The sequence below is a fragment of the Polaribacter sp. 2305UL8-11 genome, assembly GCF_058147165.1.
The window spans coordinates 1-13,710 of sequence record NZ_JBYVJW010000014.1; the positions used below are offsets into that span (position 1 = coordinate 1).

18 protein-coding genes and 1 other RNA gene are annotated in these 13,710 nt (G+C 27.3%); 10 read left to right on the top strand and 9 right to left on the bottom strand.

Features of this window, described 5'->3' with window-relative positions:
* Positions 1-144 precede the first annotated feature (144 nt).
* From ACY2RW_RS12785 to ACY2RW_RS12795, 3 genes are read right to left on the bottom strand one after another with little or no spacing between them, the layout of a single operon-like run.
* Entirely contained in the window at positions 145-471 is a 327-nt protein-coding gene (locus tag ACY2RW_RS12785) for a TfoX/Sxy family protein (RefSeq protein ID WP_490123120.1), read from the bottom strand.
* Positions 471-995 (bottom strand): DUF4136 domain-containing protein, encoded by a 525-nt coding sequence (locus ACY2RW_RS12790; protein WP_490123121.1) that lies wholly within the window; start codon positions 993-995, stop codon positions 471-473. The genes ACY2RW_RS12785 and ACY2RW_RS12790 overlap by 1 nt, the downstream gene beginning before the upstream one ends.
* A 5-nt stretch (positions 996-1,000) precedes the next feature.
* Positions 1,001-1,993 carry a M20/M25/M40 family metallo-hydrolase gene (locus ACY2RW_RS12795; RefSeq protein ID WP_490123122.1) on the bottom strand — a complete coding sequence of 331 codons (993 nt, stop codon included), beginning with the start codon at positions 1,991-1,993 and terminating at the stop codon, positions 1,001-1,003.
* Between the two features lie 76 nt (positions 1,994-2,069).
* Between ACY2RW_RS12795 and kdsA the strand changes: the two genes are divergently transcribed.
* From kdsA to ACY2RW_RS12810, 3 genes are read left to right on the top strand one after another with little or no spacing between them, the layout of a single operon-like run.
* Positions 2,070-2,888, top strand: coding sequence for a 3-deoxy-8-phosphooctulonate synthase (gene kdsA / locus ACY2RW_RS12800; RefSeq protein ID WP_490123123.1), 819 nt, complete (start codon positions 2,070-2,072; stop codon positions 2,886-2,888).
* Between the two features lie 39 nt (positions 2,889-2,927).
* Positions 2,928-3,884, top strand: coding sequence for a transglutaminase domain-containing protein (locus ACY2RW_RS12805; protein ID WP_490123124.1), 957 nt, complete (start codon positions 2,928-2,930; stop codon positions 3,882-3,884).
* Positions 3,885-3,909: 25 nt separating this feature from the next.
* Positions 3,910-4,878 carry a transglutaminase domain-containing protein gene (locus ACY2RW_RS12810; protein ID WP_490123125.1) on the top strand — a complete coding sequence of 323 codons (969 nt, stop codon included), beginning with the start codon at positions 3,910-3,912 and terminating at the stop codon, positions 4,876-4,878.
* Here ACY2RW_RS12810 and ACY2RW_RS12815 read toward each other — a convergent pair whose 3' ends face one another.
* The gene (locus tag ACY2RW_RS12815; protein ID WP_490123126.1) at positions 4,879-5,250 is read right to left on the bottom strand and encodes a DUF1801 domain-containing protein; all 372 of its coding nucleotides are present in this window, start codon (positions 5,248-5,250) and stop codon (positions 4,879-4,881) included. It abuts the gene before it with no gap.
* Between the two features lie 32 nt (positions 5,251-5,282).
* Between ACY2RW_RS12815 and ACY2RW_RS12820 the strand changes: the two genes are divergently transcribed.
* The 4 genes from ACY2RW_RS12820 to ACY2RW_RS12835 all read left to right on the top strand — a co-directional run bounded on the left by ACY2RW_RS12820 (position 5,283) and on the right by ACY2RW_RS12835 (position 8,285).
* The gene (locus tag ACY2RW_RS12820) at positions 5,283-5,840 is read left to right on the top strand and encodes a hypothetical protein (protein ID WP_490123127.1); all 558 of its coding nucleotides are present in this window, start codon (positions 5,283-5,285) and stop codon (positions 5,838-5,840) included.
* A 72-nt stretch (positions 5,841-5,912) separates the two neighbouring features.
* Positions 5,913-6,521 (top strand): hypothetical protein, encoded by a 609-nt coding sequence (locus tag ACY2RW_RS12825; protein ID WP_490123128.1) that lies wholly within the window; start codon positions 5,913-5,915, stop codon positions 6,519-6,521.
* Positions 6,522-6,545: 24 nt separating this feature from the next.
* Positions 6,546-6,842 carry a winged helix-turn-helix domain-containing protein gene (locus ACY2RW_RS12830; RefSeq protein ID WP_490123129.1) on the top strand — a complete coding sequence of 99 codons (297 nt, stop codon included), beginning with the start codon at positions 6,546-6,548 and terminating at the stop codon, positions 6,840-6,842.
* A gap of 54 nt (positions 6,843-6,896) precedes the next feature.
* Complete coding sequence (locus ACY2RW_RS12835; protein ID WP_490123130.1) at positions 6,897-8,285, top strand: DUF4153 domain-containing protein; 1,389 nt, start codon at positions 6,897-6,899, stop codon at positions 8,283-8,285.
* Here the strand turns inward: ACY2RW_RS12835 and ACY2RW_RS12840 are convergent.
* Entirely contained in the window at positions 8,275-8,451 is a 177-nt protein-coding gene (locus ACY2RW_RS12840) for a hypothetical protein (protein WP_490123131.1), read from the bottom strand. The two genes, ACY2RW_RS12835 and ACY2RW_RS12840, sit on opposite strands and share 11 nt — an antisense overlap.
* A 315-nt stretch (positions 8,452-8,766) precedes the next feature.
* Between ACY2RW_RS12840 and ACY2RW_RS12845 the strand changes: the two genes are divergently transcribed.
* Positions 8,767-9,132, top strand: coding sequence for a ribosomal maturation YjgA family protein (locus ACY2RW_RS12845; RefSeq protein WP_490123132.1), 366 nt, complete (start codon positions 8,767-8,769; stop codon positions 9,130-9,132).
* Positions 9,133-9,197: 65 nt separating this feature from the next.
* On the top strand, positions 9,198-9,770 hold the full coding sequence (locus ACY2RW_RS12850; RefSeq protein ID WP_490123133.1) for a DUF1361 domain-containing protein: 573 nt from the start codon (positions 9,198-9,200) through the stop codon (positions 9,768-9,770).
* Here ACY2RW_RS12850 and ACY2RW_RS12855 read toward each other — a convergent pair.
* From ACY2RW_RS12855 to ACY2RW_RS12870, 4 genes are all read right to left on the bottom strand, one after another.
* A complete protein-coding gene (locus tag ACY2RW_RS12855) occupies positions 9,754-10,965 on the bottom strand; it encodes a mechanosensitive ion channel family protein (RefSeq protein WP_490123134.1) in 1,212 nt (403 codons plus the stop codon). The genes ACY2RW_RS12850 and ACY2RW_RS12855 overlap by 17 nt on opposite strands.
* Before the next feature lie 45 nt (positions 10,966-11,010).
* The gene (locus ACY2RW_RS12860; protein WP_490123135.1) at positions 11,011-11,235 is read right to left on the bottom strand and encodes a DUF3820 family protein; all 225 of its coding nucleotides are present in this window, start codon (positions 11,233-11,235) and stop codon (positions 11,011-11,013) included.
* Positions 11,236-11,288: 53 nt separating this feature from the next.
* On the bottom strand, positions 11,289-12,494 hold the full coding sequence (locus ACY2RW_RS12865; RefSeq protein WP_490123136.1) for an NAD(P)-dependent oxidoreductase: 1,206 nt from the start codon (positions 12,492-12,494) through the stop codon (positions 11,289-11,291).
* Positions 12,495-12,573: 79 nt separating this feature from the next.
* A complete protein-coding gene (locus ACY2RW_RS12870) occupies positions 12,574-12,783 on the bottom strand; it encodes a hypervirulence associated TUDOR domain-containing protein (protein ID WP_490123137.1) in 210 nt (69 codons plus the stop codon).
* 213 nt (positions 12,784-12,996) lie between these two features.
* Here ACY2RW_RS12870 and ssrA point away from each other — a divergent pair.
* Positions 12,997-13,390: a transfer-messenger RNA gene (gene ssrA / locus ACY2RW_RS12875) on the top strand.
* Positions 13,391-13,710 lie beyond the last annotated feature (320 nt).

The following is a 13,710-nucleotide window of genomic DNA, read 5'->3' on the forward strand; positions in this document are numbered from 1 at the left end:
CAATAAACTTTTAATTTAATCAGTATTACAAAGGGATTCAGAGGTTTTTACCAACCATTTTTTGCCATTAAGCCTTTATAAAAAAAACAAAATTGAAAACTGGAGGGCTTATTTTGCTTAGTTTTCAATTTTTATTTTTTTACTCTACTTTGCTAAAGGGTTAAAATCTAATGCCAATTGTAACCAATATTCTAAATTCTTATCTAAATCTATAGCTTCATCAGATAAAAAGACATAGCCTTTCATTGGTTTTCCAGTAAAATTCATTTCTCTACATCCTTTTTTCAATAATGATTCTTGATAAATATTAGGGTTGATTCTTGCCATAATTTCATCAACATTTATACCTACATACATTTTATTATCTACCATAAAACACAAACCACCAAACATTTTTTTTGTTGTAAAAGGCACTTTTTTCTCTTTTAAGAATTGAGAAACCCTATCTGCTAAATACACGGAATACGCCATTATTTCTTACTTTTTGGAGGGTACACACCTAATATTTTTTGAATTACTTCTTTCAAATATAACTCACGTTCTTGAGGTGTTCTTTTCTCTTTAATTGTTGATGTTAAAGAACCTTCCCAAAATAATTGGTTCGATTTTGCTTCTATAAATTTAATTACAATTTCTTCGTTTAGTTTTTTACCACCAATAGGTATTCCTCCAGAAATTCCAATTCCTCCATTTCTACCTCCTGTTCCTACTCCAATGCCAATTGTATTATTATTTGGTTTTTCTGATATTGTCGCTTCAAAAAAGATAAAAAAATCTGGAGTAGAATTTTGACTTAACCCATCTTTTTCTAATCTATTTACAATGGCATTTGAAATTCTTTTTACATCAAACTCATTTAAATTCTCTCCATTATCCTCGTAAAAATCAAATGTATTGAAGTTAGAAAAAACGGTTTTCTCATCATAATCTACAATTACTTTAGAAGATACACAGCTTATCAACAATAACAAAAAGAAAAATTTTAAAAATTTCATAAAAGCTATTTTTTACTTTCTTCTAAAACTACTCTTGTTGGTGTGTCTTTACCGTTAATAATACTTTCAGTTCCTTTTGCAACTGCTTTTATGGTTTCTGTAATTACAGTCATATTAAGTGTTTCTGCTTCATCAGAAGCTTTATGGTAATCTTTATCTACATCTATAGGAGTTGCAGAAAACGTATGAGAAGGTACCCCTAAACGTGCTAAAGATGCATTGTCTGATCTAAAAAATAAATTAAATTTTTTATAAGGATCTGGATAAAGTGTATAACCAGTTCCTTCTAAATTTTTCTGAACAATTTTACCAAAATCAGAACGTTCATAACCAGTTAACCAAGCAGTTTTTGGTCCAAAACTAGCAGTTTTACCAATCATTTCTAAATTAATTCCTGCCACAAATTTAGAGGCATCAATTCCTTTACCAAAATGTCTAGAACCTACCAAGCCCATTTCTTCTGCAGTAAATGCTACAAAAACAATAGTCCTCTCATTATCTCCTTTATTTTTAAAGTATTCTGCTAAAGTTAAAACACCAGTAACCCCAGAAGCATCATCATTTGCACCATTATAAATACTATCTAGTTGCCCTTCTTTTTTACGAATCCCTAAGTGATCATAATGTGCAGAAACAATTACATACTCGTCTTTTTTGCTTTTCCCTTCTAAAACGCCAATAATATTACTTGTTGTAATATCTTCTTTAGTTCTTCTATTTTTAAACGTAAACGTTTGCCTATAGTTTTGCAAAGTATCATAGGTTTTTAAACCTATTCTTTTAAATTCGTTTTCTATATATTTTGCCGCTTTTTCAATACCAGGAGTTCCTGTCATTCTTCCTTCCATTTCATCAGAAGCCAAAGTGTACAAATGTTTTTTAACAGTAAGAGAGTCTATTGTAGCTATTTTTTTTTCAGATTTTAAAACTTTCGATTTCTCTTTACAAGAAAACACAAGTGCAAAAATTGTCAAATAAATAAGGTAGATTTTTTTCATTTTGTAGATTTTAATTCGCTAAATATAGCCAATCTTAGCAATAAATATTTTGTACTTTTGTTAAAATTTTTTTCTGATGGATTTATCAATCATTCCCAATATAAAACACACCAATTCGAATAATTTTTTTTTATTGGCTGGTCCTTGTGCCATAGAAGGTGAAGAAATGGCATTGCGAATTGCTGAAAAAGTAATTTCGATTACTGATCAATTAGAAATTCCTTATATTTTTAAAGGAAGTTTTAAAAAAGCTAATAGAAGTAGAATTGATAGTTTTACAGGAATTGGAGATGAAAAAGCCTTAAAAATTTTACGTAAAGTTTCAGAAACCTTTAATGTACCTACAGTTACAGATATACACGAAGTTGCAGATGCTGCAAAAGCGGCTGAATATGTAGATGTTTTACAAATTCCTGCTTTTTTAGTACGTCAAACAGATTTGGTAGTTGCAGCAGCAAAAACAGGCAAGGTTGTCAACTTAAAAAAAGGACAATTTATGAGTCCTGCTGCTATGAAACACGCAGTACAAAAAGTAAAAGATGCTGGGTCTAACAAAGCCTGGATTACAGATAGAGGTACCATGTTTGGGTACCAAGATATGATTGTAGATTTTAGAGGCATTCCAGAAATGCGCGAATTTGCTCCTACAATTTTAGATGTAACCCATTCTTTGCAACAACCCAATCAAACAGCTGGTGTTACTGGAGGTAGACCAGAAATGATTGAAACCATTGCAAGAGCTGGAGTAGTAAATAATGTAGATGGTTTGTTTATAGAAACGCATTTTGATCCTAAAAACGCAAAATCTGATGGTGCAAACATGCTCCACTTAGACAACTTAGAGCGTTTATTAACCAATTTGGTTGCCATTAGAAAAACAATAAATAATTTCTAGGCACAATTTTTGTTTTCTAAAGTTGTTTACCTTTTTTAGATGATGAAACAACTGCTACTTTTATTTTTATTGATTACAATTTCTATAAATTCTCAAGACTTTACTAAAGTTGATAGTCTTGTTGCTAGTTATCCACAATTTTCTAAAGCAGAAGATTTAGCATTAAAAATTAAAACCGATTTTTCTTCGGATGAAGAAAAAGCAAGAGCTGTATTTTATTGGTTAGCAAATAATATTCGTTATAATTTAAGAGAATATTACAATCCTACTCAAAGAAGTTATAACTTTAGATATACAACAGAAGCAGAAAAACTACAAAAACTGCAAGCTCTAAAAGATAAAATTGTGGCAGCAGCTTTTGTAACCAAATTTGGGGTTTGCGAAGAATATGCACAAGCATTTAAAAAAGTGTGCGATTTATTAGGTATTGAAGCAACTGTAATTAAAGGAAATGTAAGAAATACTCCGCAAGAAATTGGAAAACCAGAAAACACAACCAACCATGCTTGGAATGCTGTAAAAATTAATGAAAAATGGCTAATTTTAGATGCAACTTGGGCTGCTGGTTATGAATATAATGGAAAGTGGATAAAAAAGTTTAACAATTATTTTTATGATATTCCTAAGGACAAAGTTTTAAAAACTCATTATCCAGAAAAAACAATTTGGATGCTTCGTTTTGGACGAATGAGTTTGCAGGAATTTTACAATCAACCTATTTATGGAAATGGTTTACTCAATTCTAAAACTGAATTTCTATCACCTAAAAAAGGAATTCTAAAAGTAAATACAGCCAAAGAAATAAAACTGAAGTTTAAAAAATTAGACCCAAATTCTTTAATTTACTACACTTTTCAAGGACAAAAATATGCTCAAAGACCAACTTTCTTAGTTGGAGGAGATATAACAACTCTTATCATTAAAAATGCTAGAAAAAATTCTTATTTAAATTTGTACATCAATAAAGAAGCTGTGTTACAGTTTAAAACTAAATAACTTTTGTATTTTTAAGAAAAAAAAAATGAGAAAAATACCTTTTTTACTTTTCTTTTTTGCTTTTAATTTATCGTCTCAAGATTTATCAAAAGTTGATAAAATTATAAAGTCTTATCATCATATAAATTCGATTGAACAATTAGCAAACAAGATTGATTATGATTTCAAATCAAAAATTGAAAAAGCAAGAGCCGCATTTACTTGGTTAGCAATAAATATTGACTATTCTCAAAAAAGAAAGTTTGAAATAAAGGCTCCTGAACACATCATTTATTTTAATAAAGATGATTTAGAGAGAAGAAAAAATTTATTAAAAAAAAAGAGAGTAGAAAAAATAATAGAAAATACTTTTAACACAAGAAGTGGTGTTTGCGAAAGTTATGCTTTACTATTTAAAAGAATATGTGATTTGTTAAATATTGAAAACGCTTTAATAAAAGGCTATGTAAAAACAACACCAAGTCAAATAGCTTACTTAGCGAAACAAAAAAATCATGCTTGGAATGCTATTAATATTAATAATGAATGGCTATTTTTAGATGCAACTTTTGGTGCTGGTTTTATTTTTGAGGGACAATGGATACCTAAATTTGAAAAATTTTATTTTAATATAGAAAAAGACCAACTTAATAAAACCCACTATCCAAGTGATAAAAAATGGTTAGATATTTTGGGGCAAAAACCTTTAAATAGATTTTGCGAAAGCCCAATATTTAATATACCTTTTTTTATTCACAATGTAGAATTACTCTCTCAAAAAGAAGGAGAAATAATGATTAGAAAAGGAAAGAAAATTCAATTAAAATTAAAAGGAATTCAACCTGATGTAGAAATTTTATATTCTTACAATTTAAATAAAATCTCTAAAAGACCAATAATTAAGAATAGCAAAGAATCTATGGAGCTGGTATTAAAAAGTCCTAAAAAAAATTCTTTTTTAAATATTTATTTTGATAACCAATTAGCCATTCAGTATAAAGTTATTGTTGAATAATTAACCCCTCTTATAAAAACCTTTCTCTTTTAGTTGATGTGCCTCCTCTAAAACCGTTAATAAAACCTCTTCGTTAACATCATCAATAGAATAATATCTTAACGATTTTACCACTTTTCTATTTTCAGAAATAAGGTATTCATTATATTTTGTTAGATGCGCAGAAACCCAAAATGCAACGTCTACATAGCCTTTCTTTTTTGATGGATTCAAATAACAAAAAGGTTTATCATCTAAATAATAAAAAGGTATTTTCCATTTAAATTGTAAATCTACTTCTGGAAAACTCGTTTCTATTAAGATTTGTAAGTGTAATAATATAGATTTAAAAGGTTCTGGTTGATTTAAAATGTATTCTTCTGCTGGTTTCATTAATTTGTATATTAGCGAAAGTTATAAAATTTATGAATACAGACAATAATTCTCGATTAAATTTCTCATTATCTGGTTTTACAAGCATACAAATTGGTGTTTATATATTAATAAGTGCTTATGCAATAAAATTACTTCTTGAAGATTTTTATAAAAAAAATAGGCTAGGTATTTCAGAAGAAAACCTAGTAATTACCATCATAACAATTGTTTTTACAACCTTAATTTTTTCTTTTTTTGCTCTTTTATTTAAAGGGAAAAGAAATGCCAAAAAACATCAATATAAACTTTGGAATAAAAAAGGAGCCACTACTTTTTGGTTCATTTTTGGAGCTTTTTTTGCTATTTTTGGGTTACTAATTCTAGCTTTTAATTTAGGTTATGTAATGTATATTACCCCTTCTTTTTTACTTTTTTATGGACTTTTATTATTTCTATTAAAAAAGAAAGAACGAAAAAACATTGTTGTAATTTCTGCTATTTGTTTTCTTTTTGCCATTATTTGTATACTAATTCCTAGCTACTGGTACTCTTCTCTTTTTATTTTAGGAGTTGCACACATTACTTATGGGGTTGTAGAAAAAAAATAATTTACTTTTTAAGTTTTTTAATTGTTTAATTCAAATATTATCATTTACTTTGTAATTCAAAGTTCTTTAAAAATGAGTTCAGAAGATTATTTAAAAGACATATCAGAGATTAAAACACTAATGAGTAAATCCTCAAAATTTATTTCATTAAGTGGCTTATCTGGTATTTTAGCAGGAGTTTTTGCACTAATTGGTGCAGGTTTTGCTTATTGGTTGTTTAACGTAGAGGAAAAAAGTCAATTAATTTTAGACGGAAATATTTTTCAACTCATAATTCTTGATTTAATTTTAGTTGGCGTTTTTAGTATTGGAACTGCTATTTTTTTAACAACAAGAAAAGCAAAGAAAAATGATGAAAAAATTTGGGATCCTCTAACAAGAAGATTATTAATAAATTTTATTATTCCTTTATTGGCTGGAGGTATTTATATCCTTATCATTTTACAACAACAGAGATATGGACAAACTGCAGCATTAATGTTATTATTTTATGGTTTGGCATTATTAAATGCTTCTAAATATACTTTGGGTGATGTAAAATACTTAGGAATAACACAAATAATTTTAGGACTGCTATGTGCTTTTTATCCAGGTTATGGATTTTGGTTTTGGGTAATTGGTTTTGGATTTATGCACATTTTATATGGTACAATTATGTACTTTAAATATGATAAGAAATAGTACATTTTATATAATCTATTTCATTTGAAAAATATTATTTTAAATATAAATAAGGCTTTTGACCATAGAATAAGACTAGGAATTATGTCTATTTTAATGGTAAATGACTATGCAGATTTTAATACGTTAAAAGAATTATTAGGAGCAACAGATGGCAATTTAGCAAGCCATACTAAAGCATTAGAAAAAGTAGATTTTATTAAAGTAGAAAAACAATTTATTGGTAGAAAACCAAACACTAAATATATAGCAACTCAATTAGGTAAAGTTGAATTTAAAAAGCATATAGATGCTCTTGAAAAATTAATTAAAAACAAATAAATATTTTTTTAAACAATTACTTTGAATTTCAAAGTTCTTTTAACAATAATTAAAATGAAAAATTTAATCACATTAATCGCTGCAATTTTATTTAGCACACTTTTTTACAGGCAAAATATTGGTTTAAACCTATTGCTTTTTACACTACTTACTTCTTTAGTATTAGCTATTAATCACCCAATAAATTTTAAGAAAAGAAGTACAGTTTACACAGTTATTCCTTATCTAATTTCTGGGATTTTTGTGTTTATGTACAAATCAGATTTAAGTATAATTGCAAATATAATTGCCTACTTTACCTTTGTTGGTAGTATATCAGAACATAAATCTTCTGTATATATAAAATGGATAAATGGAATCTACACAACAATTGTAGCGTATTTTTCTCTAAGATTCGAAACTTTAAATACAGAAATAGAAAAAGTAAAAAAAGAAAAAATAGATTATACATATTGGTTAAAACTTATAGGAATACCAGCTGTTTTACTTTTAATTTTTATCAACTTATATAGAGTTGGTAATCCTACTTTTAATGAATTAATCTCTAAAATAGATTTTAGTTTTATCAATTTTCAATGGCTTTTATTTACAGCTTTAGGATACTATTTATTTTATAATATTAGTAATCCAATTCAAATTGAACCCATCACTAAAAATGATGTGAAACAGCGTAATGAATTAGAAAAAAACGATTTAAATAGCAGCTCTCTAAAAAAACTAAAAGAGGAAAAACAAATAGGAGTTGTATTGATGTTTTTATTAAATATATTAATCGTCTTTTTCTTGATTACTTATCTAATTCACCTATCAGAAATTCATAATATGGCTGCATCACAACTTTCCAAACAGGTTCATAATGGTGTAAATGCATTAATTTTTTCAAATTTATTGGCAATTGCAATTATTCTCTATTTTTTTAGAGGCAATCTTAACTTCTATAAAAAAAATATAAGTCTAAAAAAACTAACTTATGCATGGTTGCTTTTAAATTTGAGTATTGTTGTAATAACTGTTATCATAAATATAGAATACATTGTTTCTTTTGGGTTGACTTACAAAAGAATTGGAGTATTATTTTTTCTGATGATAACTTCTGTAGGCCTCGTATCTACATATATAAAAGTATCAAAAATTAAAAATCTTTGGTACCTGTTTCGTAAAAACACTCAAATTGCATTTGCTCTTTTAATCTTTGCATCTGTAATAAATTGGGATAAAACAATTACTTATTATAACATAAATTATGCAGATCAAATGGATTTGAATTACTTAATAGATTTGTCTAACAATAATGCTTTTATGTTAAAAGACTACCTAGAAAAAAATAAATTGGATGCTTTTTATACCACTAAAATCAACAAAAAACACAAAGCATATATTTCTGATTTACACAATAATTCATGGCAAGAAATGACGTATGATAACCTTAAAATTAAAAAGTGAATAGTACCAATAAAATAATGCCCATTTTATTAAAAGCAGCTCTGTTAGCAACTGTAATTTTTTGGACGCTAATTTTGTCTAAAAGAACTTTTTGGGGAGATGATTTTCTTTTGGTAATTGTAGTTTTCTCATACATACCAATATTTATTATTTGCTCAATTGCCATATTAATTACAATTGTACCCTTGTTTTTGCTTGAGAAAAAAGATTTAGATAGTCATAAAATGTTCAAAAAATATTTTCCATATTATTCAATAATTTTATTCTGTATCTTTTTTTATTGTGTGATATATTCAAATTTTAATGAAATTTCATATACCTTTTTTGTAACAGTTTTTTTTACACTCATACAAAGTTGGTTATGGCTTTGCAAAACACCAAAAACAGAAAATAAAATTGAAAAAGAGAAGTTGTTTAGTTAGTTGATTAAAGCAAAACCTCTAAACTTTAAAACGAGGTTTTGCTTTTTAAAAATTTAATTATGATAAAATTCAATAGAAATTATTTTATCAGTTTTATACTGATATTTTTAATAGAAATAGCAATTGCAAAATATACATCAGGTTTTTTACGTCATACTATAGGTGATGTTTTAGCCTCTATATTTCTTTACTGTTTAATTAAAAGTTTCTTTCAAATATCTGTAAATAAAACACTAATAATAGTATTGATAATTTCTTATACAATCGAGGTTTTACAACTTACAAACTTGCAAAATACATATCCAGAAAAGATAGAAAAGTATATGAGAATTATTTTAGGAACCTCATTTAGTTTGGGAGATTTAGTAGCTTATACAATAGGTATAATTCTCATATTAATTTTTGAAAAAACAATACGAAAATGATAAAAAAAATGAATCTTTTGCAAAAGAACGTACTTCTATTAGTTTTGTTTTGCTTGCTATTATTAATGGTAAGGATAAAAATTACAAATACGCTAACTTATAGTTTTTTGGTTTGGAACTTGTTTTTAGCAATTGTTCCTTTTATAATTTCTGAAAGAATGAAAAAAATGAACCTCTTAAAAACATCGAAAGCGACATTAATTTTACTCATTTTTATTTGGTTAATTTTTTTACCAAATGCACCTTACATAATAACCGATTTTATTCATTTGCAACACGCAAAAACAAATTTGGTTTGGTTAGACATATTTATTCTGTTTGCTTTTTCATCTACAGGGTTATTACTAGCAATTACGTCTTTATCTGAAATACATAAAATCATCATAAAAAAATGGAGCTTAAAATTCGCAAAATACTTTTTACTCTTAGTTACTTTTCTGTGTGGCTTTGGCATATACCTTGGCAGATTTTTAAGACTAAATTCTTGGGATATTTTCACATCACCAATTACAGTTTTAAAAAGAAGTATATTAAGTATAAATGACCCAAAAACTTGGTTTATAACCATTGCTTTTGGATCATTTATTTATCTCTTGTTTTATGTATTTCAGAATTTTAAAATTAGTCACCAATCTTAAAACCTGGCTTTATATAATCTTTAGGAACATTTTCTGGTGGTACAGTTAAAACATTACCATCTCTAACTGCATTGTAATGAGGAGATAAAATTTCTATGCCTGCATTATGCAATTCATTCTTAATACTTTCGTGCAAATAAGAATAAATTAAAGCCGCTTTTTCTGGATTTTTTGTATGACAATTTATTTCATAATTAATATAAAAATCATCTAAGCTTTTAACCAACACAAAAGGTTCTGGTTTGCTTAAAATCATTTCTGTATTTTTTGCACCTTTTACTAAGGCTTTTATAACATCTCCACTTGGCACATCATACCCAATAGTTACAGAAGTATGTAAAATTACCCCAATTTCCTCAGCAGCATTTTTACTAAAATTAATAATATGATTTCCTAAAATAGAAGAATTTGGTATGGTAACATCTATATTTTTAATTGTTCTTACTCTGGTTACTAGCAAACTTCTTTCTGTAACATCTCCAATAGTTTCCCCTATTTCTACTCTATCTCCTAATTTAAAAGGACGCATGTAAGTAATAACAATACCAGCAACAATGTTTGAAATTGCTGATGTAGATCCTAAAGAAAATAAAACTCCAAAAAAGATAGATACGCCTTTAAACGCATCTGAATCTGACCCTGGAATATATGGAAAGCAAATAATGGCAGCAAAAGCAATAATTACAACTCTTACCAAGTTAAAAGTTGGTTTTGCCCAATCTGCATGAAAACCATCTAACCTAACTGCTTCTCTTTCTAACTCGCCAGTTAAATATTTTAAAAATTTTAATAAATATTTAGTGATAAAAATAATTACTACAATAAAAAATAAGCCTGGTATAAAACTTAAAAAACCACCAACAACAAAATGAACTGGTTTCATCACATACTCAAAAACAGTATCTGCTATTTCTTTAGTTTCTGGTATAAAGCTAAATACAAAAGGCAAATAGACGACTAAAAAGAAAATACTAATTCCTATTCTTAAACTTCTAACTATAAATTTTAAAATATGTTTTTCTCTTCTAGGAGTAATAAATTTAAAAAAGTGTAGAATTTCTTTTTTCTTAAAAAGTACGTTTCTATCTAAAGTATCTAGTTTAGATTGTAACCATTTAAAAAACTTTTTTAACAAAAAGAAAAAGAGAAAAATACCCAAAATGGCAAAGCCAAAGTAAACATATTTAAGAATCATAGTAACGAATTAGTTATTGACTGAAGTAAATATAATTAATTTTATTTAGGAATAATCTTTTTTAATTTTTCTAACGATATCTTCTAAACCGTTCAATTTTAGTTCGTAAACAAGTTGTAATTGTAGCCCTAATTTACCTTTTGGAAAACCTTTGTTATGATACCAAACTACATAATGTTCTGGTAAATCAATTAAAAAATTGCCTTTGTATTTACCAAAAGGCATCTTCATTTTAGCTAAATCTATTAAAAATTGTTGATTTTTTTCCATTTTAAATAAAAACCTTTCGACTACCTTTAAGGTAATACTGACAACTAACAATATTATTCTTTTCCTTCTACATAATCTTGTAAATATGAAAAGCGTTCTGTAAGTTTTCCATTTTCTGTCATTTTTGCTCTTGCTAAAACTCCGTCTTTATCATCATTAAAAAAAGCAGGAATCACATTTTGTAAAAACATTTCTCCAAAACCTTCACTAGCGTCTTTTGGCAACTCGCAAGGCAAATTATCTACAGCCATCACTACTATTGCATTTTCATTTTTATAATCAACTTCAGATTCTGTTTCTGGATGATACCCATAAATAGGTTCTGCAATGGTTGATGGGCGAATTGTAGAAGCCACAGGGCCATCTATATCACAAGAAATATCTGCAACAAATTTTATTTTAAATTCGGGATGTTTGGCATCTTCTCTTGTAAATAAATACGGAGAACCATCACCAAAAAAATGACCTGCAATAAAAAAGTCAGTTACTTTTGCAAATCGCATAAAATCAGACTTGTATTCTTCTGGATGATTATAAAAATCTCGATTATTTATTACTTGACCGTCTTTACGTTTATTGTAATCTAAAACATCTGCCAAACAATAAACAACTTCATTAAAATCTTTTGATAAATAATCTTCTACAGAAACTTTTTTGATGCTCATTGCATCTAACATTTCTTTAGCTCCATAGGCTACTTTTCCATTTCCTGTTAAAAGAATTTTTAAATTTGGTAAATTAACTTTGTTTAGTTCATTTGTCAATTCTTTTTGGGAATCTAGAGTTTCTGCTTTTGGTAAGTTAAAATTTCCACTTTTTAATCCAATTGCCCTAAAACCATTGTAAGCACCAACAATACCAGCATATCTTCCAAAACCAATTAAACGTGCACCATTTTCTTTGATAATGGTTTCATGATCGTACAATTCTATATTTTTATCTAAAATTGTATTTAATAAATCTCTATTGTAAGGTTGTTTTTTAATTGTGTGACTAAAAAAAAAGTATTTTTTATTTGGTATTAAAGCATCTTTTGGTACTTCTTTTACGCCCAATAAAACATCACAATCAGATAAGTTATTAGTTATTTCTATGCCTCTACTTTTATAAGCTTTATCAGAAAAAACTCTAATATTTGAAGACTCAATTTTTATTTCTGCTGATGGGTATTTTTTTTTAAATTCTTGTACTTTATCTGGTGAAAAAACCACTCTTCTATCTGGAGGATTTTTACGTTCTCTTATGATGCCGAATTTCATATTAATTTATATTATAAATGCTTTTTAAAGCTATAAAGATAACTGAAAAAAGCATTTATTAAGTTTCTTAAATTAAAATTTAAACTCTTTCTACTTCACTTTCTAATTTTAATACTTTATCTCCATCTTCTTGCTCAATATACAATGCTTTGTTTCCTTGTTCACCATCTCTAGTTACTTTATTTCCTTTAATGGTTTTCGTAATTTTTTTGGTGTATGTTTCTACAACTTTACCTTTTGCTGAACCACTACCCCAATTCCATTTTACTTCTGTTCCTTTTTTTATCATAATAGTTGTATTTTATTTTCAAATTTAATGTATCCAGCAGCGTATTGTTTGCTCAAATACAATTGTTTTTAAACCAAATACATTTTAACTTTTAATTTATAGAAATTATAAATTGAAAACTTATCTATTTTTGTATTTTTGCCAACCAACTCAAAGAGTATATAGTTATATAATTATTGTTTTATTACTAGTAATTATATTCATTGAAATTTTGGGGACGACTGGTTTTGACAGCAAGGACAGTGAATTTGTAAGCATATCGAGTTATGAAATAACACTCGTTAAACCTAATTTCAACTTTATAAACGGCGAAGATAACTACGCTTTAGCTGCATAATCTGAATTATAGTAAGATTAGCCTCGGCTCACTAGGTGAGCAAGCTTTATGTCCACGAAAAGCCTTGGTTTACGGCGTTTCATTTTTGGGCATCGTAAAAGTAAACATAGGAAATTTAGTACTTCGTTAAGTTTCCGAAACTAAAGAAGTTAAGTTTAAAGTGGATTGTTCTTAATCAGCTTTAAATCGAAAATTAAGAAAGAACTAAATATGTAGAAAGCTTTTTGGCTGCTTGTTTGGACCCGAGTTCGATTCTCGGCGTCTCCACAAAAATAAAAACCTCCAAATTTGGAGGTTTTTGTGTTTTAATTTACAATTAAATCTTCTGTTTTTATTAATTGCCTTCCTTTAATTTTTCCTCCTTTTTTAAGAACTATAACAGAGAATAAAAAAGGTAAATTCAAGTATTTTGTTTTGCAATGATAACATTTGTAAACTTTAGCTTTTGGCATTAGTTTAATAACAAAGTTTCTTGATAATCTTTTTCTGTAACTAGATTTGCATGTGGGACATTTACACATTTTTTTAGGGGATTTAAGTTAAACTATTTTTTATATTTTAACTTTTTCATGCAATTATGTACTTTTCAA

Excerpts from the sequence above, each read along its gene's own strand:
- ACY2RW_RS12820 (WP_490123127.1), top strand. The coding sequence starts at position 5,283 with ATGAATACAGACAATAATTCTCGATTAAATTTCTCATTATCTGGTTTT.
- ACY2RW_RS12790 (WP_490123121.1), bottom strand. The coding sequence starts at position 995 with ATGAAATTTTTAAAATTTTTCTTTTTGTTATTGTTGATAAGCTGTGTA.
- ACY2RW_RS12810 (WP_490123125.1), top strand. The coding sequence starts at position 3,910 with ATGAGAAAAATACCTTTTTTACTTTTCTTTTTTGCTTTTAATTTATCG.
- ACY2RW_RS12865 (WP_490123136.1), bottom strand. The coding sequence starts at position 12,494 with ATGAAATTCGGCATCATAAGAGAACGTAAAAATCCTCCAGATAGAAGA.
- ACY2RW_RS12850 (WP_490123133.1), top strand. The coding sequence starts at position 9,198 with ATGGTAAGGATAAAAATTACAAATACGCTAACTTATAGTTTTTTGGTT.
- ACY2RW_RS12860 (WP_490123135.1), bottom strand. The coding sequence starts at position 11,235 with ATGGAAAAAAATCAACAATTTTTAATAGATTTAGCTAAAATGAAGATG.
- ACY2RW_RS12835 (WP_490123130.1), top strand. The coding sequence starts at position 6,897 with ATGAAAAATTTAATCACATTAATCGCTGCAATTTTATTTAGCACACTT.
- ACY2RW_RS12855 (WP_490123134.1), bottom strand. The coding sequence starts at position 10,965 with ATGATTCTTAAATATGTTTACTTTGGCTTTGCCATTTTGGGTATTTTT.
- ACY2RW_RS12795 (WP_490123122.1), bottom strand. The coding sequence starts at position 1,993 with ATGAAAAAAATCTACCTTATTTATTTGACAATTTTTGCACTTGTGTTT.
- ACY2RW_RS12805 (WP_490123124.1), top strand. The coding sequence starts at position 2,928 with ATGATGAAACAACTGCTACTTTTATTTTTATTGATTACAATTTCTATA.
- ACY2RW_RS12840 (WP_490123131.1), bottom strand. The coding sequence starts at position 8,451 with ATGGCAATTGAGCAAATAATAAATATTGGTATGTATGAGAAAACTACA.
- ACY2RW_RS12825 (WP_490123128.1), top strand. The coding sequence starts at position 5,913 with ATGAGTTCAGAAGATTATTTAAAAGACATATCAGAGATTAAAACACTA.
- ACY2RW_RS12845 (WP_490123132.1), top strand. The coding sequence starts at position 8,767 with ATGATAAAATTCAATAGAAATTATTTTATCAGTTTTATACTGATATTT.
- ACY2RW_RS12870 (WP_490123137.1), bottom strand. The coding sequence starts at position 12,783 with ATGATAAAAAAAGGAACAGAAGTAAAATGGAATTGGGGTAGTGGTTCA.
- ACY2RW_RS12785 (WP_490123120.1), bottom strand. The coding sequence starts at position 471 with ATGGCGTATTCCGTGTATTTAGCAGATAGGGTTTCTCAATTCTTAAAA.
- kdsA (WP_490123123.1), top strand. The coding sequence starts at position 2,070 with ATGGATTTATCAATCATTCCCAATATAAAACACACCAATTCGAATAAT.
- ACY2RW_RS12815 (WP_490123126.1), bottom strand. The coding sequence starts at position 5,250 with ATGAAACCAGCAGAAGAATACATTTTAAATCAACCAGAACCTTTTAAA.